Consider the following 23,131-nt stretch of genomic DNA (forward strand, 5'->3'; position numbering starts at 1 on the left):
CATTCCCCAGAGTTTGACCCGCCTGGAAGCCCCCCAATGTCCGACCGCCTGACCCTGCTGCGTCCCGACGACTGGCATATTCATCTTCGCGATGGTGCTGTGTTGACCCATACCGTCGCCGATGTCGCGCGCACCTTCGGGCGCGCAATCATTATGCCTAACCTGGTTCCGCCGGTGCGCAATGCCAGCGAGGCCGACGGCTATCGCCAGCGTATCCTCGCCGCGCGCCCGGCCGGCAGCCGCTTCGAACCGCTGATGGTGCTTTACCTCACCGACCGTACCCAGCCCGAAGAAATCCGCGACGCCAAGGCCAGCGGCTTCGTCCACGCCGCCAAGCTGTACCCTGCCGGCGCCACGACGAACTCGGATTCCGGCGTCACCAGCATCGACAAGATCTTCCCGGCGCTGGAGGCCATGGCCGAAGTCGGCATGCCCCTGCTGATCCACGGTGAAGTCACCCGCAGCGATGTCGACGTGTTCGACCGCGAGAAGATCTTTATCGACGAGCACATGCGCCGCGTCGTGGAGCGCTTCCCGACCCTCAAGGTCGTGTTCGAGCACATCACCACCGGCGATGCCGTGCAGTTCGTCAACGAGGCTGCGGCCAACGTCGGCGCAACCATTACCGCCCATCACCTGTTGTACAACCGCAACCACATGCTGGTGGGCGGGATCCGGCCGCACTTCTATTGCCTGCCGATCCTCAAGCGCAACACCCACCAGGAAGCCCTGCTCGACGCCGCCACCAGTGGCAGCACCAAGTTTTTCCTCGGCACGGACTCGGCGCCCCACGCTCGCCATGCCAAGGAAGCCGCCTGCGGTTGCGCCGGTTGCTACACCGCCTATGCCGCCATCGAGATGTACGCCGAGGCGTTCGAACAACGCAACGCGCTGGACAAGCTCGAAGGTTTCGCCAGCCTCCATGGTCCACGTTTCTATGGCCTGCCGGTGAACACCGACCGTATTACCCTGGTCCGCGACGAGTGGACCGCCCCCGCCAGCCTGCCCTTCGGCGAGCAGACTGTCATCCCGCTGCGCGCCGGTGAAAAACTGCGCTGGCGCCTGCTGGAGGAAAGCGCGTGAGTGAAGAGCATTTCGATGACGAACTGGACGGCAACGGCGGTTCAAGCGGCACTCGCCACCCTATGGCTGCCCGGTTCCGGGGCTACCTGCCGGTCGTGGTCGACGTAGAAACCGGCGGTTTCAACTCCGCCACCGATGCGCTGCTGGAAATCGCCGCGACCACCATCGGCATGGACGAAAAAGGCTTTGTGTTCCCCGACCACACCTATTTCTTTCGCGTCGAGCCCTTCGAAGGCGCCAACATCGAAGCCGCGGCCCTGGAATTCACCGGGATCAAGCTCGACCACCCATTACGCATGGCCGTCAGTGAAGAAACGGCCCTGACCGACATCTTCCGCGGTGTGCGCAAGGCGCTGAAGGCCAACGGTTGCAAACGCGCGATCCTGGTCGGGCATAACAGCAGCTTCGACCTCGGTTTCCTCAACGCGGCCGTCGCGCGGCTGGACATGAAGCGCAACCCGTTCCACCCGTTCTCCAGCTTCGACACCGCAACCCTGGCCGGTCTGGCGTACGGCCAGACCGTGCTGGCCAAGGCCTGCCAGGCGGCCGACATCGATTTTGATGGCCGCGAAGCCCACTCGGCCCGCTACGACACCGAGAAGACCGCCGAGCTGTTTTGCGGCATCGTCAATCGCTGGAAGGAGATGGGTGGCTGGCAGGATTTCGACGACTGATGCAAATCCTGGCTTGGCTTTTGTGGCGAGGGGATTTATCCCCGTTGGGCTGCGCAGCAGCCCTAAAACCAGTCACTCGGTGTATCAGGTCCGGTTGAGTCGTTGTTATTGGGGCTGCTGCGCAGCCCAGCGGGGATAAATCCCCTCGCCACAGGTCCTGCGTACGCCTGGAGAATCAGGTATAAAAAAACCGGCCCATCGAGAGCCGGTTTTTTTATGCCTTGTGCGCTTACAGCTTGTCGCTGTGCTCGCCCAGGTAAGCAGCAACGCCTTCAGGCGATGCGGTCATGCCTTTGTCGCCTTTCTTCCAGTTGGCCGGGCAGACTTCGCCGTGCTCTTCGTGGAATTGCAGGGCGTCGACCAGACGGATCAGCTCTTCCATGTTACGACCCAGTGGCAGGTCGTTGATGATCTGCGAACGGACCACGCCTTTGTCGTCGATCAGGAACGCGCCACGGAAAGCCACGCCGCCTTCGGACTCGACGTCGTAGGCCTTGGCGATTTCGTGCTTCATGTCGGCAGCCATGGTGTATTTCACCTGGCCGATACCGCCATTGTTGATTGGGGTGTTGCGCCAGGCGTTGTGGGTGAAATGCGAGTCGATCGAGACCGCGATCACCTCAACGTTGCGGGCCTTGAAGTCGTCCATGCGGTGGTCCAGGGCGATCAGCTCGGACGGGCAGACGAAGGTGAAGTCCAGCGGATAGAAGAACACCAGGCCGTATTTGCCTTTGATGGCCGAGGACAGGGTGAAGCTGTCGACGATTTCGCCATTGCCAAGAACGGCAGGAACGGTGAAGTCAGGGGCTTGCTTGCCTACGAGTACGCTCATTGGATATCTCCTGGTGTAGTAACGTGAAAAACCAGATTCGCGCCAGCCTGCCACCCTCAGGCGACAGCCCTGTGACACGAACCCGCTTCGCAAGGACCGACCATCATACACCGCGCATTTGGGCTGTCCTCAACGGTTTTTTGGCGTTATCGAAAAATCGCCAGAGTGCCACTAAAAAACCGTTCGTCAGCCCGACGCCGCTCTAGCCCAGGCACTTCAGAAACCACTTTGACAATCATTCTCGTTAACATTAAGATCCATCTCAATTGAGTCACAACCAGCGACGGTTCTCACTTATGTATGTATGCCTCTGCACCGGCGTCACCGACGGGCAAATCCGCGAAGCGATCTACGAAGGTTGCTGCAGCTATCGCGAAGTCCGCCAGGCCACCGGCGTAGCCAGCCAATGCGGCAAATGCGCCTGCCTGGCCAAGGAAGTGGTTCGTGAAACCCTCGCCAAAGTGCAAACGGCCCAGGCGTCGATCCCTTTCCCCGTGGAATTCACCGCCGCGTAATAAACAGTTTTTAAAGAACCGGACTCAATGTCCGGTTTTTTTATGCCTGTAAATCAATTGCTTAGCTTCAAGACGCGGAACACAAACATTCTTATTCCGATTAATTTTCATATATTATTCAATAACTTAGGTTTGACACCCGTAAATGCGCGGCTCAAACTCTGCCCCATACACAGCTAATACAGGGCAGGCCTCACCATGAAAGGCGACGTTACAGTCATCCAGCATCTCAACAAGATCCTCGCCAATGAACTGGTCGCAATCAACCAGTACTTCCTGCATGCACGCATGTACGAGGATTGGGGCCTGAACAAGCTGGGCAAACACGAGTACCACGAATCCATCGACGAGATGAAACACGCGGACAAGCTGATCAAGCGCATCCTGTTCCTCGAAGGCCTGCCGAACGTCCAGGACCTGGGCAAACTGCACATCGGCGAACACACCCGGGAAATGCTTGAGTGCGACCTGCGCATCGAACGCACCGGCCACGCCGACCTGAAAGCCGCCATCGTCCATTGCGAAAGCGTTGGCGACTTCGGCAGCCGTGAACTGCTGGAAGACATCCTCGAATCCGAGGAAGAGCACATCGACTGGCTGGAAACCCAACTGGGCCTGATCGACAAAGTGGGTCTTGAGAACTACCTGCAATCGCAGATGGGCGAAGAATAATCTTCACCCAGAACGAGCCAATAAAAAGCCCCGCTCTCTGATGAGAGGCGGGGCTTTTTATTGGCTACTCATCCACTGTGGGAGCGAGCCTGCTCGCGATGGCGGAGGGTCAGATAAAGTGATGGTGGCTGACACACCGCAATCGCGAGCAGGCTCGCTCCCACAAGGTCCCGCTCACCACAGTATGTGTGGTGAATTGGTCCCTCGAATCAGGCTTCGGTCTTCTTCGCCGCAGCTGCTTGCACAGCGTCCTTGATGGTGGTCTGCAGAGAGCCGTCAGCAGCCATCTCGGTCATGATGTCGCTACCGCCGATCAACTCACCCGCGACCCACAGTTGTGGGAAGGTTGGCCAGTTGGCGTACTTCGGCAGGTTGGCACGGATTTCCGGGTTCTGCAGGATGTCCACGTAGGCGAACTTCTCGCCACACGCCATCACCGCTTGAGCAGCCTTGGCCGAGAAACCGCACTGCGGCGCATTCGGCGAGCCTTTCATGTAGAGCAGGACGGTGTTGTTGGCAATCTGGTCTTTGATCGTTTCGATGATATCCATGGAGCACCTCGGCTTAAACTTCGCGACTTAAGTCGTCGACACGGTGGCGCATTGTAACGGAAAGCCGAGCAGGGTGCTCGGTCTCCTCCAGGGACAAATTCACGCAGCCGCCACCGTCACCGGCACGCCATTGAGCGCCGCATTGCCGGACAACTCATCGAGCTGGCGATCATCGGTCAGGTCATTGGCGCTGGAGCCCGGCTGTTCGCTGGCAATGCTCATCTGCACACCCGGCCGGGCATGGCCCCAACCGTGAGGCAGGCTGACCACGCCTTGCATCATGTCCGGGCTGCCCTGCACTTCGACTTCGATCACCCCCACCCGTGAACTGACCTTCACCCGTTGCCCGTCGATCAGCCCACGACTAGCCAGGTCATCCGGATGCATCAGCAGTTGATGGCGCGGCTTGCCCTTCACCAGTCGATGGAAGTTATGCATCCAGGAATTGTTGCTGCGCACATGCCGACGGCCGATCATCAGCAATTCATCCGGCCTGGGCGCCGGCAACGCGGCGAAACGCCCGATGTCGGCGAGAATCACCGCGGGGGCGGCCTGCACCCGCTGATTTTCGGTCTTCAGGCGCGACGCCAGGTTGGGCTTGAGCGCACCAAGATCAATGCCATGGGGATGGTCGAACAGCGTCGCCAGGGAAAGCTTGTGCGGCGAGGCATCTCCGTAAGCGCCCGTCCGCAAGCCAAAGTCGATCATCTGCGCAGGCGGCATGGTCGGCTTGAGTTCCTTGCCGGTCCTGGCGGCGAAGGCCTTGGCCAGGCCGACAAAAATCTCCCAATCGTGCAACGCGCCCTCGGGCTTGGGCAGGATGGCCCGGTTGAAACGGGTTACGTTGCGCACCGCGAACAGGTTGAACGTGGTGTCGTAATGGTCATTTTCCAGAGCGGAGGTCGAAGGCAAGATCAAGTCGGCGTAACGCGTGGTTTCGTTGATGTACAAATCGACGCTGACCATGAACTCCAGCCCATCCAGTGCTTGCTCCAACTGTCGTCCGTTGGGTGTGGACAGCACCGGGTTGCCGGCCACGGTGACCAGTGCGCGGATCTGCCCTTCGCCCTCGGTGAGCATTTCCTCGGCCAGGGTCGACACCGGAAGCTCGCCGGCATACTCGGGACGCCCGGATACGCGGCTTTGCCAGCGGTTGAAATGCCCACCCGAGGTGCTGGCAACCAGATCCACTGCCGGTTCGGTGCAGAGCGCCCCGCCCACCCGGTCCAGATTGCCGGTCACCAGGTTGATCACCTGGATCAGCCAATGGCACAGCGTGCCGAAAGCCTGGGTCGAGACGCCCATCCGTCCGTAGCAGACCGCTGATGGCGCGGCCGCAAAGTCCCGGGCCAACTGACGGATCTGCGGTGCCGGCACTGCACAGAGCGGGCTCATCGCCTCGGCGGTGAAGGTTGCGACAGCCTGGCGCACATCCTCGAGACCATCCACTGGCAGGTGGCTGTCACGGGTCAGGCCTTCGCTGAACAACGTGTTGAGCAGGCCAAACAGCAGCGCGGCGTCACCACCGGGGCGCACAAACAGATGCTGGCTTGCCATGGCCGCTGTTTCACTGCGACGCGGATCGACCACCACCACCTTGCCGCCACGGGCCTGGATCGCCTTGAGGCGCTTTTCCACGTCCGGCACGGTCATGATGCTGCCATTGGACGCCAACGGGTTGCCGCCCAGGATCAGCATGAAGTCGGTGTGGTCGATGTCTGGTATCGGCAGCAGCAGGCCGTGGCCGTACATCAGGTGACTGGTCAGGTGATGGGGCAACTGGTCCACCGACGTCGCCGAGAAGCGGCTGCGGGTTTTCAGCAGGCCCAGGAAATAGTTGCTGTGGGTGGTCAGCCCATAGTTATGCACGCTGGGGTTGCCCTGGTAGACCGCCACCGCGTTCTGGCCGTGGCGCTCCTGAATGGCCGCCAGGCGTTCAGCCACCAACGCGAACGCATCGTCCCAGGCAATGGGCTGCCATTCGTTGCCAATGCGCTGCATGGGTTGGCGCAAACGGTCCGGGTCGTTCTGGATATCCTGCAGGGCCACCGCCTTGGGGCAGATGTGGCCACGGCTGAAGCTGTCCAGCGGATCGCCCTTGATCGAGGTGATCGCCAGGTCCTGGCCTTCGGTTTCGGTGGTTTCCAGGGTCAAGCCACAAATGGCTTCACACAGATGGCACGCACGGTGATGGAGAGTCTTGGTCATGGCCAGTCTCTGTTTTATTCGTGGCGGGCACTTTCGGCCGCGGGAACAAAACTATGGCGCGTGATCCGCTCCTTTGCCAGCGAGGTTCGTCCTGTGAATTGCCAGCCATCAGGCGCGCCGATGAAGTGGCCTCATTGCTCGGGAGGCGGTGCCAACAGCTGGATCTCCTCGACGGTTTGCACCTGCTCCTGGGCGATGGGCACCCCCGTCAGCTCACCGATCAACCGCCAATGCTCGTCGAGCCCTCCGCTGATGGTGGCCATGCGATCGATCATGCGGCGACCGGCGGCCTTGATGACTTCATCGTCGCTGCGCAACAACTCGAATGACATGGACGTCACCGATGCGGTGAGGTGAGTCAGGGAGCGTGCCGTCAGCCCCAGCAGCTCCATCAGTTGTTGCTCTTTCGAATCCATTTCGAGGCTCCTGCGTCTAGGAGTTCTTTTATAACCCAGCCCTTTTGCATTAGGAAATGTTTCACACTTGGCAACAGACAGGCGAATCATGAAGCGACAGGTCACAAACCGACCACCCGCAACGTCAGGCCCGTCCTGGCTGATTGCCAAGCTGCGCAACGCCAGTGTACAAATGGGTCGCTGCTGTCAGGAAACCGGCCTCAAACATGTCATCAACGTCATGTGGTGACTTCGCTGAAATCCCCAAAAACCGTAGCCCTATTGGTAAGACGCGACATTTCCTTATAAGATCGCGCCTTCCCCTATTTCGTCGCCCCGTGCGGCTTTTGCCGCAGGTCTCGCCCGTTTTTCCATTAAACAAGGCTTTGAGCATCTGCGGTCCGTTACAAAAAAGGTAGTCAATCATGAGCGCAAGGCACTTTCTCTCCCTGATGGATTTCACGCCCGATGAGTTGCTGGGCGTGATCCGTCGAGGCGTGGAGCTCAAAGACCTGCGTAACCGCGGTGTACTGTTCGAGCCCCTGAAGAACCGCGTGCTGGGGATGATTTTCGAAAAGTCATCGACCCGCACCCGTATTTCGTTCGAAGCCGGCATGATCCAGCTCGGCGGCCAGGCGATCTTCCTGTCGCCCCGCGATACCCAGCTGGGCCGTGGCGAGCCGATCAGCGACTGCGCCATTGTCATGTCGAGCATGCTCGACGTGGTGATGATCCGTACCTTTGCCCACAGCACCCTGACCGAGTTCGCCGCCCATTCCCGCGTGCCGGTGATCAACGGCCTGTCCGATGACCTGCACCCCTGCCAGTTGCTGGCCGACATGCAGACGTTCCTCGAACATCGGGGCTCGATCCAGGGCAAGACCGTGGCCTGGATCGGCGACGGCAACAACATGTGCAACAGCTATATAGAAGCGGCGATGCAATTCGACTTCCAGTTGCGCATCGCCTGCCCCGAGGGCTACGACCCCAACGCCGAACTGGTGGCCAAGGCCGGGGATCGGGTGTCCATCGTCCGGGATCCGAAACTGGCCGTGGCCGGCGCGCATCTGGTGAGCACTGACGTCTGGACCTCCATGGGTCAGGAAGAAGAAACCGCCAAGCGCCTCAAGCTGTTCGCGCCGCTGCAGGTCAACCGGGCCTTGCTCGACCTGGCGGATGCCGAGGTGCTGTTCATGCATTGCCTGCCGGCCCATCGTGGCGAAGAGATCAGCTTCGACCTGCTGGATGACCCGCGCTCGGTCGCCTGGGACCAGGCCGAGAATCGTCTGCATGCACAAAAGGCCCTGCTCGAATTCCTTGTCGAGCCGGCGTACCACCACGCATGAGTCATTCCCTGCTGTTGAATCTGCACAACCTGGCCTGCGGTTACCAGGACCAACGGGTCGTGCAGAACCTCAACCTGCACCTCAATGCTGGCGACATCGGCTGCCTGCTCGGCTCGTCCGGGTGTGGCAAGACCACGACATTGCGGGCCATTGCCGGCTTCGAGCCGGTGCACGAAGGTGAAATCCAGCTGGCCGGGGAAACCCTCTCCCGCGCCGGCTTCACCCTGGCCCCGGAAAAACGCCGCATCGGCATGGTGTTCCAGGACTATGCGCTGTTCCCCCACTTGAGCGTGGCCGAGAACATCGCCTTCGGCATCCGCAAGCATCCGGACAAGGATCGCGTGGTGGAAGAATTGCTGGAGTTGGTCAACCTGAAGAACCTGGGCAAACGCTTTCCCCATGAACTGTCCGGTGGCCAGCAACAGCGCGTGGCACTGGCCCGTGCACTGGCGCCGGAACCCCAACTGCTGTTGCTCGACGAACCGTTCTCCAACCTCGACGGCGAGCTGCGGCGCAAGCTCAGCCATGAAGTGCGGGACATCCTCAAGGCGCGCGGTACCAGCGCGATCCTGGTCACTCATGACCAGGAAGAAGCCTTCGCCGTGAGTGATCATGTCGGGGTGTTCAAGGAAGGTCGGCTGGAGCAGTGGGACACGCCCTACAACCTGTATCACGAACCACTGACACCCTTTGTCGCCAGTTTCATCGGCCAGGGTTATTTCATCCGTGGCCGGCTCGAAAGTCCGGAATCGGTGCAGACCGAGCTGGGCATCCTGCGCGGCAACCGGGCCTACACCTGGCCCGTCGGTGGCGCGGTGGACGTGTTGTTGCGGCCGGACGATATCGTCTACGCACCGGACAGCCCGCTCACTGCTCAGATCGTTGGCAAGACGTTTCTGGGGGCTTCGACCTTGTACCGCCTTCAATTGCCGACGGGGGCACAATTGGAGTCGATCTTTCCGAGCCATGCCGATCATCGGGTCGGGGCCAATGTGGGTATTCGGGTGTCGGCTGAACACTTGGTGCTGTTTCAGGCGTCGGGGAGCATGGCTGCGCATGTACCGCCGGTGGAGAGTGGGGTGCGGCGGTACAGTGCGGGTCATTGATTCCGGGTCGCGGTGGCGGCCTGACAGCCGGCCAGGATCTTCTGACCAAGTACATATCCATTGCTGCGGCAACGGCGGCTTATGGTTTCGGCCTTACGCCGAGTCACTTTCGAAGAGCGCGAAAGTAACCAAAGCGCTCATGCCCCACCACTCGGCACCTCGCCTAGGCTCGGTGTGCCCGAACGCAGGCATTGCTCCGTGGGCCCGCCGCGAAGGGCCATCCATGGCCCAGCGCGGCTATCCCGGCATCCATGCCGGGATGCCCACTACGCAATACCTGCGTTCGGCCAGCGTGGTTAACGGGGCGCCGAGATCAACGTCCACCGCGAGGCGGCCTTACAGCCGGCCTGGCTCTCTCAGGTGTACGCCAATCCCATTGTGGGAGCGAGCTTGCTCGCGAAGGCGGCCTTACAGCCGGCCTGGCTCTCTCAGGTGTATACCAATCCCATTGTGGGAGCGAGCCTGCTCGCGATGGCGGCCTTACAGCCGGCCTAACTCTCTCAGGTGTACGCCAATCCCATTGTGGGAGCGAGCCTGCTCGCGATGGCGGCCTTGCGGCCGACCTCATCAGCCCAGCGACAATGTCCCACTGGCCACCAACGTCGCATCCCCACCAATCTTCACCCGTTCCCCCTCCAATCGGCAGAACAGCCCCCCCCCCCTGGCCGAGCATTGATAAGCGGTCAGTCCCAGCTTGCCCAGGCGTTTGGACCAGTATGGAACCAGGCTGCAATGGGTCGATCCGGTCACCGGGTCTTCGTTGATGCCAATCGCTGGCGCAAAGTAACGCGAGACGAAATCATGTCGGCTACCCGGTGCGGTCACGATGGCGCCGGGCCAGGGCAGTTTCGCCAGGGCCGCCATGTCCGGTTTGCAATCGAGCACCGCCTGCTCCGACTCCAGGACCACGAACAGCACATTGGATGTCAGGACATCTACCGCCTCGACACCCAAGGCGTTTTGCACAGCCAGGGAGGCGCCCAGTTCGCTGGGGACCATGGCCGGAAAATCCAGCCACAACCGGTCACCTTCGCGACTGACGCTCAAGGGGCCGGATTTGCAGATGAAGTCCAGCCGCTCGGCGGTTTCGTGATAGATCTCGAACAACACATGGGCGCTGGCCAGCGTGGCATGCCCGCATAACGGGACTTCGGTGGTAGGGGTGAACCAGCGGATGTGCCAATACTGGCCTTCGCGCACCAGGAACGCGGTTTCGGCCAGGTTGTGTTCAGCGGCGATTTTCTGCATCAAGTCGTCGGCCAGCCAGGCGTCCAACCGGTAGACCATCGCCGGGTTGCCGCCAAAGGGCCGATCACTGAACGCATCGACCTGATGAAACGCAAGCTGCATGGCAATTTCTCCTTTTTATTGGATGCGCGAGCATGGGGCGTCGGGGCACGGGTTTGCCAGTGACAGATTCGCTGAATTTTCACCCTACAGCGTAGGGCATGATGAATCAGATGCGTCCGATATCGGCGAATGATGCACCGGTATGCTCGGCCAGCACCCTCGGTGCCAGCTCAACTTCCAACCCGCGTCGCCCTGCACTGACATAGATGCTGGCGAAGGGCTGGGCGGAATTGTCGATGAAGGTGCGCAAGCGCTTCTTCTGCCCCAACGGGCTGATGCCGCCGAGCAGATAACCGGTGGAGCGCTGTGCGGCCGCCGGATCGGCCATCTCGACTTTTTTCACCCCGGCGGCATGGGCCAGCGCTTTCAGATCGAGGCTGCCGACCACGGGCACCACCGCCACCAGCAACTCCCCCTTCTCACTGGCCGCCAGTAGCGTCTTGAACACCTGCGCCGGATCCAGCCCCAGCTTTTGCGCAGCCTCCAGGCCATAAGAGGCGGCCTTGGGATCGTGCTCGTAACTATGGATACGATGCTCGGCGCGCACTTTTTTAAGCAGATCCAATGCGGGGGTCATGACCGCTCCTGAAGAAATCAGAAAAGAGTGGGCCGGGATTCTAAGTCATACTTCACGAATAGTTGAGAATATGACCGAAGGTTCACTTTCAATCTTTGACAGCAGCGTTTCTTGTCTATATTTTTTCGAAAGTGAAAGCCAGAACGCATATCTCGAGCATCACCCGAGACCAGATTTACGTCCCAAGGCAATCGATATGACCGACATCCAGAACAAGAACTACATCATTGCCCTCGACCAGGGCACGACCAGCTCCCGCGCGATCATCTTCGACCGTGACGCCAATGTGGTCTGCACCGCCCAGCGCGAATTCGCCCAGCATTACCCCCAGGCTGGCTGGGTCGAACATGACCCGATGGAGATCTTCGCCACCCAGAGTGCGGTCATGGTCGAAGCCCTGGCCCAGGCCGGCCTGCACCATGACCAGGTGGCCGCCATTGGCATCACCAACCAGCGTGAAACCACGGTGGTCTGGGACAAGACCACCGGTCGTCCGATCTACAACGCCATCGTCTGGCAATGTCGGCGCAGCACCGAGATCTGCCAACAGCTCAAGCGCGACGGCCACGAGCCCTACATCAGCCAGACCACCGGTCTGGTCACCGACCCGTACTTTTCCGGCACCAAGCTCAAGTGGATCCTGGACACCGTGGAAGGCAGCCGCGAGCGGGCGCGCAACGGTGAGCTGCTGTTCGGCACCGTCGACAGCTGGCTGATCTGGAAATTTACCGGCGGCAAGGTCCACGTCACCGACTACACCAACGCCTCGCGCACCATGCTCTTCAACATCCACTCCCTGGAGTGGGACGCGAAGATGCTGGAGATTCTCGACATTCCCCCGGAAATGTTGCCGGAAGTGAAGTCGTCCTCGGAAATCTATGGCCGCACCAAGAGCGGCATTGCCATCGGCGGTATCGCCGGTGATCAGCAGGCCGCCCTCTTCGGCCAGATGTGCGTGGAACCGGGCCAGGCGAAAAACACCTACGGCACCGGCTGCTTCCTGCTGATGAACACCGGCGACAAAGCGGTCAAATCCAATCACGGCATGCTCACCACCATCGCCTGCGGCCCCCGCGGCGAAGTCGCCTATGCCCTGGAAGGCGCCGTGTTCAATGGCGGCTCCACGGTGCAATGGCTGCGCGACGAGCTGAAAATCGTCAACGACGCCCTCGATACCGAATACTTTGCCAACAAGGTCAAGGACAGCAATGGCGTGTACCTGGTGCCCGCCTTCACCGGCCTGGGTGCGCCATACTGGGACCCTTATGCCCGTGGCGCACTGTTCGGCCTGACCCGCGGCGTACGGGTCGATCACATCATTCGCGCAGCGCTGGAGTCGATTGCCTACCAGACCCGCGACGTGCTCGACGCCATGCAGCAGGACGCCGGTGAACGCCTCAAGGCCTTGCGCGTTGACGGCGGCGCGGTGGCGAACAATTTCCTGATGCAGTTCCAGTCCGACATCCTGGGCACCCAGGTCGAACGCCCGAAAATGCGTGAAACCACGGCCCTGGGTGCCGCGTACCTGGCGGGCCTGGCATGCGGCTTCTGGGGCAGCCTGGAAGAGCTGCGCGGCAAAGCGGTGATCGAGCGCCGGTTCGAACCGCAACTGGACGAACAGGCGAAGGAAAAACTCTACGCCGGCTGGAAAAAAGCCATCAGCCGCACCCGCGACTGGGAAGCTCACGAAGACGCCGAGTAGCCTGAAACCGCCATGAAGAAGGACTGAAACTGGTCGGGAGTGGATTCCTGCGGCATCATGGGCAAATTTTGCATGGCAGCCCAAAGGAAGTCCCATGAATCTGCCTCCCCGTCAGCAGCAAATCCTCGAACTGGTCCGTGAACGCGGCTATGTCAGCATCGAGGAAATGGCTCAGTTGTTCGTCGTCACCCCGCAAACCATCCGCCGTGACATCAATCAACTGGCCGAGGTTAATCTGCTGCGTCGCTACCACGGTGGCGCCGCCTACGATTCGAGCGTTGAAAACACCGCCTACGCCATGCGCGCCGATCAGATGCGCGACGAGAAACAGCGCATCGCCGAAGCCATCGCCGCTCAGATCCCCGATCACGCCTCGCTGTTCATCAACATCGGCACCACCACCGAGTCCATCGCCCGGGCGCTGCTCAATCACAATCATCTGAAGGTCATCACCAACAACCTGCACGTGGCGTCGATCCTCAGCGCCAAGGACGACTTCGAAGTGTTGATCGCCGGCGGCAACGTGCGCCGCGACGGCGGCGTGGTCGGCCAGGCCAGCGTCGACTTCATCAACCAGTTCAAGGTCGATTTCGCCCTGGTGGGTATCAGCGGGATCGACGAAGACGGCAGCCTGCTGGACTTCGACTACCAGGAAGTGCGCGTCTCCCAGGCGATCATCGCCAACGCCCGGCAAGTGCTACTGGCGGCGGACTCGAGCAAATTCGGGCGCAACGCCATGGTCCGCCTGGGGCCCATCAGCCTGATCGATTGCCTGGTGACCGATCAGCAGCCGGTGCCGGCATTGGTGCAACTGCTGAGTCAGCACAAAATTCGGCTGGAAGTGGTTTAGGGGCAGCTACAAGCTTTCAGCTTCAAGAGATCGCAGGCTTCGCCAGCCCCTACGCCATCCCTGTAGGAGCGGGCGAAGCCTGCGATTTTTTATGTTCGAAAATTTTCCTTTCAGCCACTTTCGATGAGTTTTTTCAATCGGGATCGACTAGCCGTTGCTGTAGTAATGGGCTAGTATTTTCGCAAATGAACATTTATGTTCGAATTCAAATGTTACGAACAGAGCCCGAGGCCAGCCGATGCCCACCTCCACGTTGCCTACGCCCCCTATCGCCGAAATCTACGACATCGCCGTCATTGGCGGTGGTATCAATGGCGTGGGGATCGCCGCGGACGCTGCCGGTCGCGGTCTTTCGGTGTTCCTTTGCGAAAAGGACGACTTGGCCAGCCACACGTCATCGGCCAGCAGCAAGCTGATCCACGGCGGGCTGCGCTATCTGGAACATTACGAATTCCGCCTGGTGCGTGAAGCCTTGGCCGAGCGCGAGGTGTTGTTGGCCAAGGCTCCGCATATCGTCAAGCAGATGCGCTTCGTCCTGCCCCACCGCCCGCACCTGCGTCCAGCCTGGATGATTCGTGCCGGCCTGTTCCTCTATGATCACCTGGGCAAGCGTGAGCAGCTCGCCGGCTCCAGGAGTTTGAAATTCGGCGCCGACAACGCCCTGAAAAGCGAGATCACCAAGGGCTTCGAATACTCCGATTGCTGGGTCGACGATGCGCGGCTGGTGGTGCTCAACGCCATGGCAGCCCGAGAGAAAGGTGCGCACGTCCACACCCGTACCCGTTGCGTGAACGCCCGCCGCAGCAACGGCCTGTGGCATTTGCACCTGGAACGCGCCGACGGCAGCCTGTTTTCGATCCGCGCCAAGGCATTGGTGAATGCGGCCGGTCCATGGGTCGCCAAGTTCATTCGCGATGACCTGAAGATGGAATCGCCCTATGGCATCCGCCTGATTCAGGGCAGCCACGTGATCGTGCCGAGACTCTACGAAGGCGAGCATGCGCATATCCTTCAGAACGAAGACCAGCGCATCGTGTTCACCATTCCCTACCTGAACCAGTTCACCCTGATCGGCACCACCGACCGCGAATACACCGGCGATCCGGCCAAGGTGGCGATCACCGACGGCGAAACCGACTACCTGTTGAATGTGGTCAATGCTCACTTCAAGAAACAGATCGGCCGCGACGACATCCTGCACAGTTATTCCGGTGTGCGTCCGCTGTGCAATGACGAATCCGACAACCCGTCGGCCGTGACCCGGGACTACACTCTGGCACTTTCCGGTGGCGGCCAAGAAGCGCCCTTGCTGTCGGTGTTCGGCGGCAAGTTGACCACCTACCGCAAGCTGGCCGAATCGGCCATGGCGCAACTGGCCCCGTATTTCACTCAGATGCGGCCGAGCTGGACCGCCGAGGCCTCGCTGCCCGGCGGCGAGAACATGACCACCCCGCAAGCGCTCTGCTCGGCGATCCGCGACAAATTCGACTGGGTACCGACCGCCCTCGCACGCCGTTGGGCCACAACGTACGGCAGCCGTACCTGGCGCATGCTCGAAGGCGTGCACAACCTGAGCGACCTGGGCGAGTTGATCGGTGCCGACCTCTATACCCGGGAAGTCGATTACCTGTGCAGCGACGAATGGGCCGTCGATGCCCGGGACATTCTGTGGCGTCGCAGCAAGCTGGGCTTGTTCACCACTGCGGCCGAACAGGAAAAATTGCAGCAGTACCTGGATAAAGTCGAACAGAACCGCCGCAAGATTGAAGCAGCCTGATCCCTCAGCCTGCTCAACCAAGCCCCTGAATCCTTCGATTCAGGGGCTTTTTGCTATCTGAAACCTCGCCACGCCTCCCTGTGGGAGCGAGCCTGCTCGCGAAGCGATTGCACATCCAACATCATCGATTCAGACAGACCGCTTTCGCGAGCAGGCTCGCTCCCACAGGGATTGGGGCGCAGCTCAGGCAGTCGGTTTTCCGAACACGACCCGACGGTCGGTTCGGCTAACCGGATATTTTCTTTGCTAAAAACCCGAAACAAAACATTAATTTTCATATAAAACAAATAGTTAACCACAGCTCCCTGGCCTGGCACGGGTCATGCTCTACACTCCTCGAGACGAATGCCCGGACGCCGACACAACAGGAGCAACCTGGCACTCGAAGTACTCAGGGCCGAACCGGCTGAAATAAAAAAAACAATGTCGAGGAAACATCGATGCGTATCGTTCCCCACCTCCTGGGCGCAGCCGTTGCTGTCGCTCTGATCAGCACCCCAGCTTTCGCTGCCGAACTGACCGGCACGCTGAAAAAGATCAAAGAGTCCGGCGTCGTCACACTCGGGCATCGCGACGCTTCCATTCCGTTCTCCTACATCGCGGACGCTTCCGGCAAACCGGTCGGCTACTCCCACGACATCCAGCTGAAAGTCGTCGAAGCCCTGAAAAAAGACCTGGACATGCCGAACCTGCAGGTCAAGTACAACCTGGTCACTTCGCAAACCCGTATCCCGCTGGTCCAGAACGGCACCGTGGACCTGGAATGCGGCTCCACCACCAACAACGTCGAGCGTCAGCAGCAGGTTGACTTCTCCGTTGGCATCTTCGAGATCGGCACCCGCCTGCTCTCCAAGAAAGATTCCAAGTACAAGGATTTCGACGACCTCAAGGGCAAGAACGTCGTGACCACCGCCGGCACCACCTCCGAGCGGCTGCTCAAGGCGATGAACGCCGACAAGCAGATGGGCATGAACGTCATCTCCGCCAAGGACCACGGCGAATCCTTCCAGATGCTGGAATCGGGTCGTGCCGTCGCGTTCATGATGGACGACGCCCTGCTGGCCGGTGAAGCCGCCAAGGCCAAGAAAGCCGAAGACTGGGCCGTGACCGGTACGCCACAGTCCTACGAAATCTACGGCTGCATGATGCGCAAAGGCGACGAGCCGTTCAAAAAGGCTGTGGATGACGCCATCAAGGCCACCTACGCGTCGGGCGAGATCAACAAGATCTACGACAAGTGGTTCACCCAGCCTATCCCGCCGAAAAACCTGAACCTGAACTTCCCGATGAGCGACGAGCTCAAGGCACTGATCGCCAATCCGACCGACAAAGCGGCTGACGACAAGAAGTCCTGATTTATCTGGCTAACCTTATCTCCTGAAGGGGCCCGGCCCTTTCAGGGGATGGTCACTCCCAGCTGACAATAAGGAAACACTCGAACCGGTGGCTGTCGAGCCCCACGGGTGTGCCTGGCCTTCGAGGTCGGGCGGGAACGGAGTTTCCCCAGGCGGGCATCTGTACATCGAACGATCTGAGGGGAGACCCTAATGAATTACAACTGGGACTGGGGCGTGTTCTTCAAGTCCACCGGCGTGGGCAGCGAGACTTATCTCGACTGGTACATCGCCGGTTTGGGCTGGACCATCGCCATTGCCGTCGTGGCCTGGATCATTGCCCTGCTGCTGGGCTCGGTGCTGGGCGTGATGCGCACCGTGCCGAACCGGCTGGTGTCGGGTATCGCCACCTGCTACGTGGAGCTTTTCCGTAACGTGCCGCTGCTGGTGCAGCTGTTCATCTGGTACTTCCTGGTGCCCGACCTGCTGCCGGAAAACCTGCAGGAGTGGTACAAGCAGGACCTGAACCCGACCACGTCGGCCTACCTGAGCGTCGTCGTCTGCCTGGGCCTGTTCACCGCCGCCCGGGTCTGCGAGCAAGTGCGCACCGGTATCCAGGCGCTGCCACGCGGCCAGGAATCCGCGGCCCGGGCCATGGGCTTCAAGCTGCCGCAGATCTACTGGAACGTGCTGCTGCCCCAGGCCTACCGGATCATCATTCCGCCGCTCACCTCGGAGTTCCTCAACGTCTTCAAGAACTCCTCCGTGGCCTCGCTGATCGGCCTGATGGAACTGCTCGCGCAGACCAAGCAGACCGCCGAGTTCTCCGCCAACCTGTTCGAAGCCTTCACCCTGGCGACGCTGATCTATTTCACCCTGAACATGAGCCTGATGCTGCTCATGCGCATGGTCGAGAAGAAAGTCGCGGTGCCCGGCCTCATCTCCGTGGGGGGTAAATAATGGAATTCGATTTCAGCGGTGTCGTCCCGGCCATTCCCGGCCTGTGGAACGGCATGGTGATGACCCTTCAATTGATGGTCCTGGGCGTGGTCGGCGGGATTGTCCTGGGGACGATCCTGGCGTTGATGCGCCTGTCCCATAACAGGTTGCTGTCCAATATCGCCGGCGCCTACGTCAACTACTTCCGCTCGATCCCGTTGCTGCTGGTCATCACCTGGTTCTACCTGGCGGTGCCGTTCGTGCTGCGCTGGATCACCGGCGAAGACACGCCCATCGGCGCGTTCGGTTCCTGCGTCGTGGCGTTCATGATGTTCGAAGCGGCGTACTTCTGCGAAATCGTCCGGGCCGGCGTGCAGTCGATCCCCAAGGGCCAGATGGGCGCCGCCCAGGCACTGGGCATGAATTATGGCCAGACCATGCGCCTGATCATCCTGCCCCAGGCGTTCCGCAAGATGACCCCGCTGCTGCTGCAACAGAGCATCATCCTGTTTCAGGACACCTCGCTGGTCTACACCGTCGGCCTGGTGGACTTCCTCAATGCTTCGCGAGCCAATGGCGACATCATCGGCCGCTCCAATGAGTTCCTGATCGTCGCAGGTCTCGTGTACTTCACAATCAGCTTTGCCGCCTCGCTGCTGGTCAAGCGTCTGCAAAAAAGGTTCGCCGTATGATCTCTATCAAGAACATCAACAAGTGGTATGGGGACTTCCAGGTACTGACCAATTGCAGCACCGAGGTCAGCAAGGGTGAAGTGGTGGTGGTGTGCGGTCCGTCGGGCTCGGGCAAATCCACCCTGATCAAATGCGTGAACGCCCTGGAGCCGTTCCAGAAAGGCGACATCGTGGTCGACGGCACGTCCATCGCCGACCCGAAGACCAACCTGCCGAAACTGCGTTCGCGGGTGGGCATGGTGTTCCAGCACTTCGAACTGTTCCCGCACCTGACCATCACCGAGAACCTGACCATCGCGCAGATCAAGGTGCTGGGCCGCAGCAAGGAAGAAGCCACCAAGAAGGGCCTGCAACTGCTTGAGCGCGTAGGCCTGTCGGCCCACGCCCACAAGCACCCGGGCCAGCTCTCCGGCGGCCAGCAACAGCGCGTGGCGATTGCCCGTGCACTGGCGATGGACCCGGTGGTGATGCTGTTCGACGAACCGACCTCGGCCCTCGACCCGGAAATGGTCAACGAAGTGCTCGACGTGATGGTGCAACTGGCCCACGAAGGCATGACCATGATGTGCGTGACCCACGAAATGGGCTTCGCCCGCAAAGTGGCGAACCGGGTGATCTTCATGGACCAGGGCCAGATCATCGAGGACTGCCCGAAGGAAGAGTTCTTCGGCGACATCAGCGCCCGCTCCGAACGTGCGCAGCACTTCCTTGAGAAAATCCTGCAGCACTAAGATCGCCGCGCAACCCTGTGGGAGCGAGCCTGCTCGCGAAAGCGGACTGACAGTCAGCATCCATGTTGACTGTACTGCCCTCATCGCGAGCAGGCTCGCTCCCACAAGGGGCCTGCGCTGGTATGTAGATTTGTGTTGTGGTTGACCCAAGGCTTCTGTGATGAAATGCGACCCCACCCTCTATCGCGCCGCGCCGCCATCACTTGCCGTGAAACCCCGCCTGATCCGCCACCTGTTCCTGCCGCCGTTGATCATCGCGTTGATGATCGGCCTGGGTTACCTCGGTTTCTGGATCAGCGAGCACTACGGCATCCGCGGTCTTGCAGAGAACGGCGAGCGCCAGCTGGAGTTGCACGCCCGCGCGGTCGAGAGCGAGCTCAGCAAGTACACCTACCTGCCCAGCCTGCTGGAGCTTGAATCCAGCGTCTCGCAACTGCTCGACGACCCGACGCCGGAACATCGCAAGACCGTCAACGAATACCTCGAAGGCCTGAACCGCCGCAGCCGCAGCCGGGCCATCTATGTAATGGACACCACCGGCCGGGTCATGGCCACCAGCAACTGGCGCGACGTCGACAGCTACCTGGGCGAAGACCTGTCCTTCCGCGCCTATTTCCAGAATGCCGTGCGCGGCCAGCCGGGGCGCTTCTACGGGATCGGCAGCACCAACGGCGAGCCGGGCTATTACCTGGCCCACGGTCTCGAACAACAGGGCAAGATCATCGGCGTCGCCGTGGTCAAGGTACGCCTCGAAGCCATGGAGGAGCGCTGGCAACGGGCGCGCCTGGAGGCTTTCGTCAGCGACGAGAACGGCATCATCATCCTCTCCAGCGACCCGGCACGCCGGCTCAAGTCCGTGCGCCCGCTGAGTGATGAAACCAAGGAACGCCTGGCCCGCAGCCTGCAATATTACTGGTTCCCGCTGAACGAACTGATTCCCCTGGCTCGGGAGCGGCTGACCGAAGGCATGGAGAAACTGACGTTCCCGGCCAATACCGAGGTGGCGGCTGAAAAGCAGGCCATCAGTTATCTTTCGCAGACCCGGCCCCTGAACGACACGCCGTGGAACTTCACCCTGCTGACCCCCCTTGAAGACCTGCGCCGCCAGTCGATCAACCAAGGCATCCTGGTGGCGGTGGCCTTCGCCCTGGTGGCGTTCCTGCTGATCGCCTGGAACGAGCGGCGCAAGGTCATCGCCACCCGCCTCGCCGCCCGCGAAGCCTTGCAGGAAGCCAACAGCCAGCTCGAGCGTCGGATTACCGAACGCACCACCGACCTGCGGGCCAGCAACGAACGGCTCAAGGGCCAGATCCGCGAACGCCGGCAGGCCGAGGAGACGTTGCGCCGGGCCCAGGACGAACTGGTGCAGGCCGGCAAACTGGCGGCCATCGGGCAGATGTCCACCAGCATCGCCCACGAGCTCAACCAGCCGCTGGCCGCGCTGCGTACCTTGTCCGGCAACACCGTGCGCTTCCTGGAACGCGGTCAGTTGGACATCGCCAGCGCCAACCTCAAGACCATCAACGAACTGATCGATCGCATGGGTCGGATCACCGCCAGCCTGCGCTCCTTCGCCCGACGCGGGGACGACAAGGGGCGGGCCAGCCTCGGCAAGGCCATCGAGGCCGCCCTGCAATTGCTGGGTGGTCGCCTCGAAAGCCAGCATATCCAGGTGCATGCCGGTTTCGCTGACGTCCAGGTGCAGATCGACCAGACACGCCTGGAACAGATCCTGGTGAACCTGATCGGCAATGCCCTGGACGCCATGCAGAACCAGCCCGAGCCACGGCTATGGCTCGAAGGCCAGGCCGAGGAGGGGAAATATCGCCTGCGGGTACGGGACAACGGCCACGGCATAGACCCGGAGACGCGCAAGCATCTGTTCGAACCCTTCTTCACCACCAAACCCGGCGAACAAGGCCTGGGCCTGGGCCTGACGCTCTCGGCAAGCCTGGCCGCCGCCGCTGGCGGGCATCTGGATGTCGAGCACCCGGATGGCGGTGGCAGCACCTTTGTCCTCGGTTTACCGCTGGTAAGCCCTTTATCTGCCGAGCCGCTATGAACAACGACCTGAGCGTACTGATCGTCGAAGACGATCCCCATGTCCTGCTGGGCTGCCAGCAGGCCTTGGCCCTGGAAGACATTCCCTGTGTTGGCGTGGGCAGCGCCGAAGAAGCCCTGAAACGGGTCGGCGATGACTTTGCCGGCATCGTCATCAGTGACATCCGCCTGCCGGGCATCGATGGCCTGGAACTGCTGACCCGCCTCAAGGCCCGGGACCGCAGCCTGCCGGTGGTGCTGATCACCGGTCACGGCGACATCTCCATGGCCGTCGGCGCGATGCAGAAAGGCGCCTACGACTTCATGGAGAAGCCCTTCTCCCCCGAACGCCTGGTGGACGTCGCCCGCCGCGCCCTGGAACAGCGCAGCCTGGCCCGGGAAGTGACGTCGCTGCGCCGGCAACTGGCTGAACGCGACTCCCTGGAAGGCCGGATCATCGGCCGCTCGCCGGCCATGCAGCACCTGCGGGAACTGATCGCCAACGTCGCCGATACCTCGGCCAACGTGTTGATCGAAGGCGAAACCGGCACCGGCAAGGAACTGGTCGCCCGTTGCCTGCATGATTTCAGCCGACGCCACGGCAAACAGTTCGTCGCGCTCAACTGCGGGGGATTGCCGGAGAACCTGTTCGAAAGCGAAATCTTCGGCCACGAAGCCAATGCCTTCACCGGTGCCGGCAAGCGTCGGATCGGCAAGATCGAGCACGCCGACGGCGGCACGCTGTTTCTCGATGAAGTGGAAAGCATGCCCCTGCCCTTGCAGATCAAATTGTTGCGCGTGCTGCAGGAGCGCACCCTCGAACGCCTGGGCTCGAACCAGAGCGTGGCGGTGGATTGCCGGGTGATCGCCGCCACCAAGTCCGACCTGGATGAACTGGGCCGGGCCGGACAGTTTCGCAGCGACCTGTATTACCGCCTCAACGTGGTGACCCTGGAACTGCCGCCACTACGCGAGCGACGCGAAGACATCCTGCAGTTGTTCGAGCATTTCCTTCAGCAATCGTCCCTGCGCTTCGATCGCACGGCGCCGGAGCTGGACAACCAGACCCTGTCGAACCTGATGAGCCACGACTGGCCGGGCAATGTGCGGGAGCTGCGCAACGTCGCCGAACGCTTTGCCCTCGGCCTGCCGGCCTTCAAGCGGTCCGGGGCCGGCGGCGGCAGCCAGGGCCTGGCCTTCGCCGAAGCGGTGGAAGCCTTCGAGCGCAACCTGCTGGTCGACGCCCTGCAACGCAGCGGCGGCAACCTGACCCAGGCCAGCCTGGAACTGGGAATGGCCAAGACCACGCTGTTCGACAAAGTCAAAAAGTACGGCCTGAGCCACTGACCGGAGATGATGAAGCTGTGGACCTGATTTTCAAGGCAGCGCTCGGCGCGGCCGTGGTGGTGATCCTGGCGATGCTCGCCAAGACCCGGAACTATTACATCGCCGGGCTGGTGCCGCTGTTTCCCACCTTCGCCCTGATCGCCCATTACATCGTCGGCAAGGGCCGCTCGGTGGACGACTTGAAGACCACCATCGTGTTTGGCATGTGGTCGATCATTCCGTACTTCGTGTATCTGGCGACGCTGTACATCATGGTCGACCGCATGCGCCTCGAGGCTTCACTGGCCGTGGCGGCAGTGGCGTGGCTGATGGCGGCGACGGTGCTGGTCAGCGTCTGGGTGAGGATTCACGCGTAGGAGCTGTGTAGGAGCGGTGTAGGAGCTGTCGAGCGCAGCGAGGCTGCGATCTTT

The 23,131-nt window shown here is 61.0% G+C and carries 22 protein-coding genes; 16 read left to right on the forward strand and 6 right to left on the reverse strand.

What is annotated here, in order from left to right; all coding sequences use genetic code 11:
* The first annotated feature begins 36 nt into the window (after positions 1-36).
* Positions 37-1,083, forward strand: coding sequence for a dihydroorotase (pyrC, locus tag LOY67_RS21495; protein WP_265064339.1), 1,047 nt, complete (start codon positions 37-39; stop codon positions 1,081-1,083).
* The gene (gene rnt / locus LOY67_RS21500; RefSeq protein ID WP_041020238.1) at positions 1,080-1,757 is read left to right on the forward strand and encodes a ribonuclease T; all 678 of its coding nucleotides are present in this window, start codon (positions 1,080-1,082) and stop codon (positions 1,755-1,757) included. The genes pyrC and rnt overlap by 4 nt, the downstream gene beginning before the upstream one ends.
* A 229-nt stretch (positions 1,758-1,986) precedes the next feature.
* On the opposite strand, the gene LOY67_RS21505 is transcribed toward rnt, so the two are convergent.
* Entirely contained in the window at positions 1,987-2,589 is a 603-nt protein-coding gene (locus LOY67_RS21505) for a peroxiredoxin (protein ID WP_042729349.1), read from the reverse strand.
* A gap of 296 nt (positions 2,590-2,885) precedes the next feature.
* On the opposite strand from LOY67_RS21505, the gene LOY67_RS21510 reads away from it, so the two are divergent.
* Together LOY67_RS21510 and bfr are read left to right on the forward strand one after the other, a co-directional pair.
* Entirely contained in the window at positions 2,886-3,104 is a 219-nt protein-coding gene (locus LOY67_RS21510) for a bacterioferritin-associated ferredoxin (RefSeq protein WP_041020240.1), read from the forward strand.
* A 198-nt stretch (positions 3,105-3,302) separates the two neighbouring features.
* Positions 3,303-3,776: a bacterioferritin gene (gene bfr, locus LOY67_RS21515; protein WP_258627133.1), complete on the forward strand. Its 474-nt coding sequence runs from the start codon at positions 3,303-3,305 to the stop codon at positions 3,774-3,776.
* A gap of 209 nt (positions 3,777-3,985) precedes the next feature.
* Here bfr and grxD read toward each other — a convergent pair whose 3' ends face one another.
* From grxD to LOY67_RS21530, 3 genes are all read right to left on the reverse strand, one after another.
* Positions 3,986-4,327, reverse strand: a complete 342-nt coding sequence (grxD, locus tag LOY67_RS21520; RefSeq protein ID WP_265064340.1) for a Grx4 family monothiol glutaredoxin — start codon at positions 4,325-4,327, stop codon at positions 3,986-3,988.
* A 99-nt stretch (positions 4,328-4,426) separates the two neighbouring features.
* Positions 4,427-6,535: a molybdopterin oxidoreductase family protein gene (locus tag LOY67_RS21525; protein WP_265064341.1), complete on the reverse strand. Its 2,109-nt coding sequence runs from the start codon at positions 6,533-6,535 to the stop codon at positions 4,427-4,429.
* 131 nt (positions 6,536-6,666) lie between these two features.
* Positions 6,667-6,951 carry a hypothetical protein gene (locus tag LOY67_RS21530; RefSeq protein ID WP_041020244.1) on the reverse strand — a complete coding sequence of 95 codons (285 nt, stop codon included), beginning with the start codon at positions 6,949-6,951 and terminating at the stop codon, positions 6,667-6,669.
* Between the two features lie 404 nt (positions 6,952-7,355).
* Between LOY67_RS21530 and argF the strand changes: the two genes are divergently transcribed.
* Together argF and LOY67_RS21540 are read left to right on the forward strand one after the other, a co-directional pair.
* Positions 7,356-8,276 carry an ornithine carbamoyltransferase gene (argF, locus tag LOY67_RS21535; RefSeq protein ID WP_265064342.1) on the forward strand — a complete coding sequence of 307 codons (921 nt, stop codon included), beginning with the start codon at positions 7,356-7,358 and terminating at the stop codon, positions 8,274-8,276.
* Positions 8,273-9,382 carry an ABC transporter ATP-binding protein gene (locus LOY67_RS21540; protein WP_265064343.1) on the forward strand — a complete coding sequence of 370 codons (1,110 nt, stop codon included), beginning with the start codon at positions 8,273-8,275 and terminating at the stop codon, positions 9,380-9,382. The genes argF and LOY67_RS21540 overlap by 4 nt, the downstream gene beginning before the upstream one ends.
* Before the next feature lie 567 nt (positions 9,383-9,949).
* On the opposite strand, the gene LOY67_RS21545 is transcribed toward LOY67_RS21540, so the two are convergent.
* Both LOY67_RS21545 and ybaK read right to left on the reverse strand, forming a co-directional pair.
* Positions 9,950-10,732, reverse strand: a complete 783-nt coding sequence (locus LOY67_RS21545; protein ID WP_265064344.1) for a PhzF family phenazine biosynthesis protein — start codon at positions 10,730-10,732, stop codon at positions 9,950-9,952.
* 106 nt (positions 10,733-10,838) lie between these two features.
* Positions 10,839-11,309 carry a Cys-tRNA(Pro) deacylase gene (gene ybaK / locus LOY67_RS21550; protein ID WP_265064345.1) on the reverse strand — a complete coding sequence of 157 codons (471 nt, stop codon included), beginning with the start codon at positions 11,307-11,309 and terminating at the stop codon, positions 10,839-10,841.
* A gap of 196 nt (positions 11,310-11,505) precedes the next feature.
* Between ybaK and glpK the strand changes: the two genes are divergently transcribed.
* From glpK to LOY67_RS21600, 10 genes are all read left to right on the forward strand, one after another.
* Positions 11,506-13,011: a glycerol kinase GlpK gene (gene glpK / locus LOY67_RS21555; protein ID WP_265064346.1), complete on the forward strand. Its 1,506-nt coding sequence runs from the start codon at positions 11,506-11,508 to the stop codon at positions 13,009-13,011.
* A gap of 94 nt (positions 13,012-13,105) precedes the next feature.
* Positions 13,106-13,861 (forward strand): DeoR/GlpR family transcriptional regulator, encoded by a 756-nt coding sequence (locus tag LOY67_RS21560; protein WP_265064347.1) that lies wholly within the window; start codon positions 13,106-13,108, stop codon positions 13,859-13,861.
* Between the two features lie 238 nt (positions 13,862-14,099).
* Entirely contained in the window at positions 14,100-15,638 is a 1,539-nt protein-coding gene (gene glpD / locus LOY67_RS21565; RefSeq protein ID WP_265064348.1) for a glycerol-3-phosphate dehydrogenase, read from the forward strand.
* Positions 15,639-16,078: 440 nt separating this feature from the next.
* The gene (locus LOY67_RS21570; RefSeq protein ID WP_265064349.1) at positions 16,079-16,993 is read left to right on the forward strand and encodes a glutamate/aspartate ABC transporter substrate-binding protein; all 915 of its coding nucleotides are present in this window, start codon (positions 16,079-16,081) and stop codon (positions 16,991-16,993) included.
* A gap of 192 nt (positions 16,994-17,185) precedes the next feature.
* Positions 17,186-17,932 carry an amino acid ABC transporter permease gene (locus tag LOY67_RS21575; protein ID WP_041020252.1) on the forward strand — a complete coding sequence of 249 codons (747 nt, stop codon included), beginning with the start codon at positions 17,186-17,188 and terminating at the stop codon, positions 17,930-17,932.
* Positions 17,932-18,603, forward strand: coding sequence for an amino acid ABC transporter permease (locus LOY67_RS21580; RefSeq protein WP_265064350.1), 672 nt, complete (start codon positions 17,932-17,934; stop codon positions 18,601-18,603). The genes LOY67_RS21575 and LOY67_RS21580 overlap by 1 nt, the downstream gene beginning before the upstream one ends.
* Positions 18,600-19,334, forward strand: a complete 735-nt coding sequence (locus LOY67_RS21585) for an amino acid ABC transporter ATP-binding protein (protein WP_018614195.1) — start codon at positions 18,600-18,602, stop codon at positions 19,332-19,334. Before LOY67_RS21580 ends, LOY67_RS21585 begins: the two co-directional genes overlap by 4 nt.
* A 160-nt stretch (positions 19,335-19,494) precedes the next feature.
* Positions 19,495-21,396 carry a sensor histidine kinase gene (locus LOY67_RS21590; RefSeq protein WP_265064351.1) on the forward strand — a complete coding sequence of 634 codons (1,902 nt, stop codon included), beginning with the start codon at positions 19,495-19,497 and terminating at the stop codon, positions 21,394-21,396.
* Positions 21,393-22,721 carry a sigma-54-dependent transcriptional regulator gene (locus LOY67_RS21595; protein WP_265064352.1) on the forward strand — a complete coding sequence of 443 codons (1,329 nt, stop codon included), beginning with the start codon at positions 21,393-21,395 and terminating at the stop codon, positions 22,719-22,721. The genes LOY67_RS21590 and LOY67_RS21595 overlap by 4 nt, the downstream gene beginning before the upstream one ends.
* A 26-nt stretch (positions 22,722-22,747) precedes the next feature.
* A complete protein-coding gene (locus tag LOY67_RS21600) occupies positions 22,748-23,077 on the forward strand; it encodes a GlpM family protein (RefSeq protein ID WP_265067802.1) in 330 nt (109 codons plus the stop codon).
* Positions 23,078-23,131: the final 54 nt, after the last annotated feature.

Origin of the sequence: Pseudomonas sp. B21-056, from assembly GCF_026016325.1 — a bacterium.
Taxonomy (GTDB): domain Bacteria; phylum Pseudomonadota; class Gammaproteobacteria; order Pseudomonadales; family Pseudomonadaceae; genus Aquipseudomonas.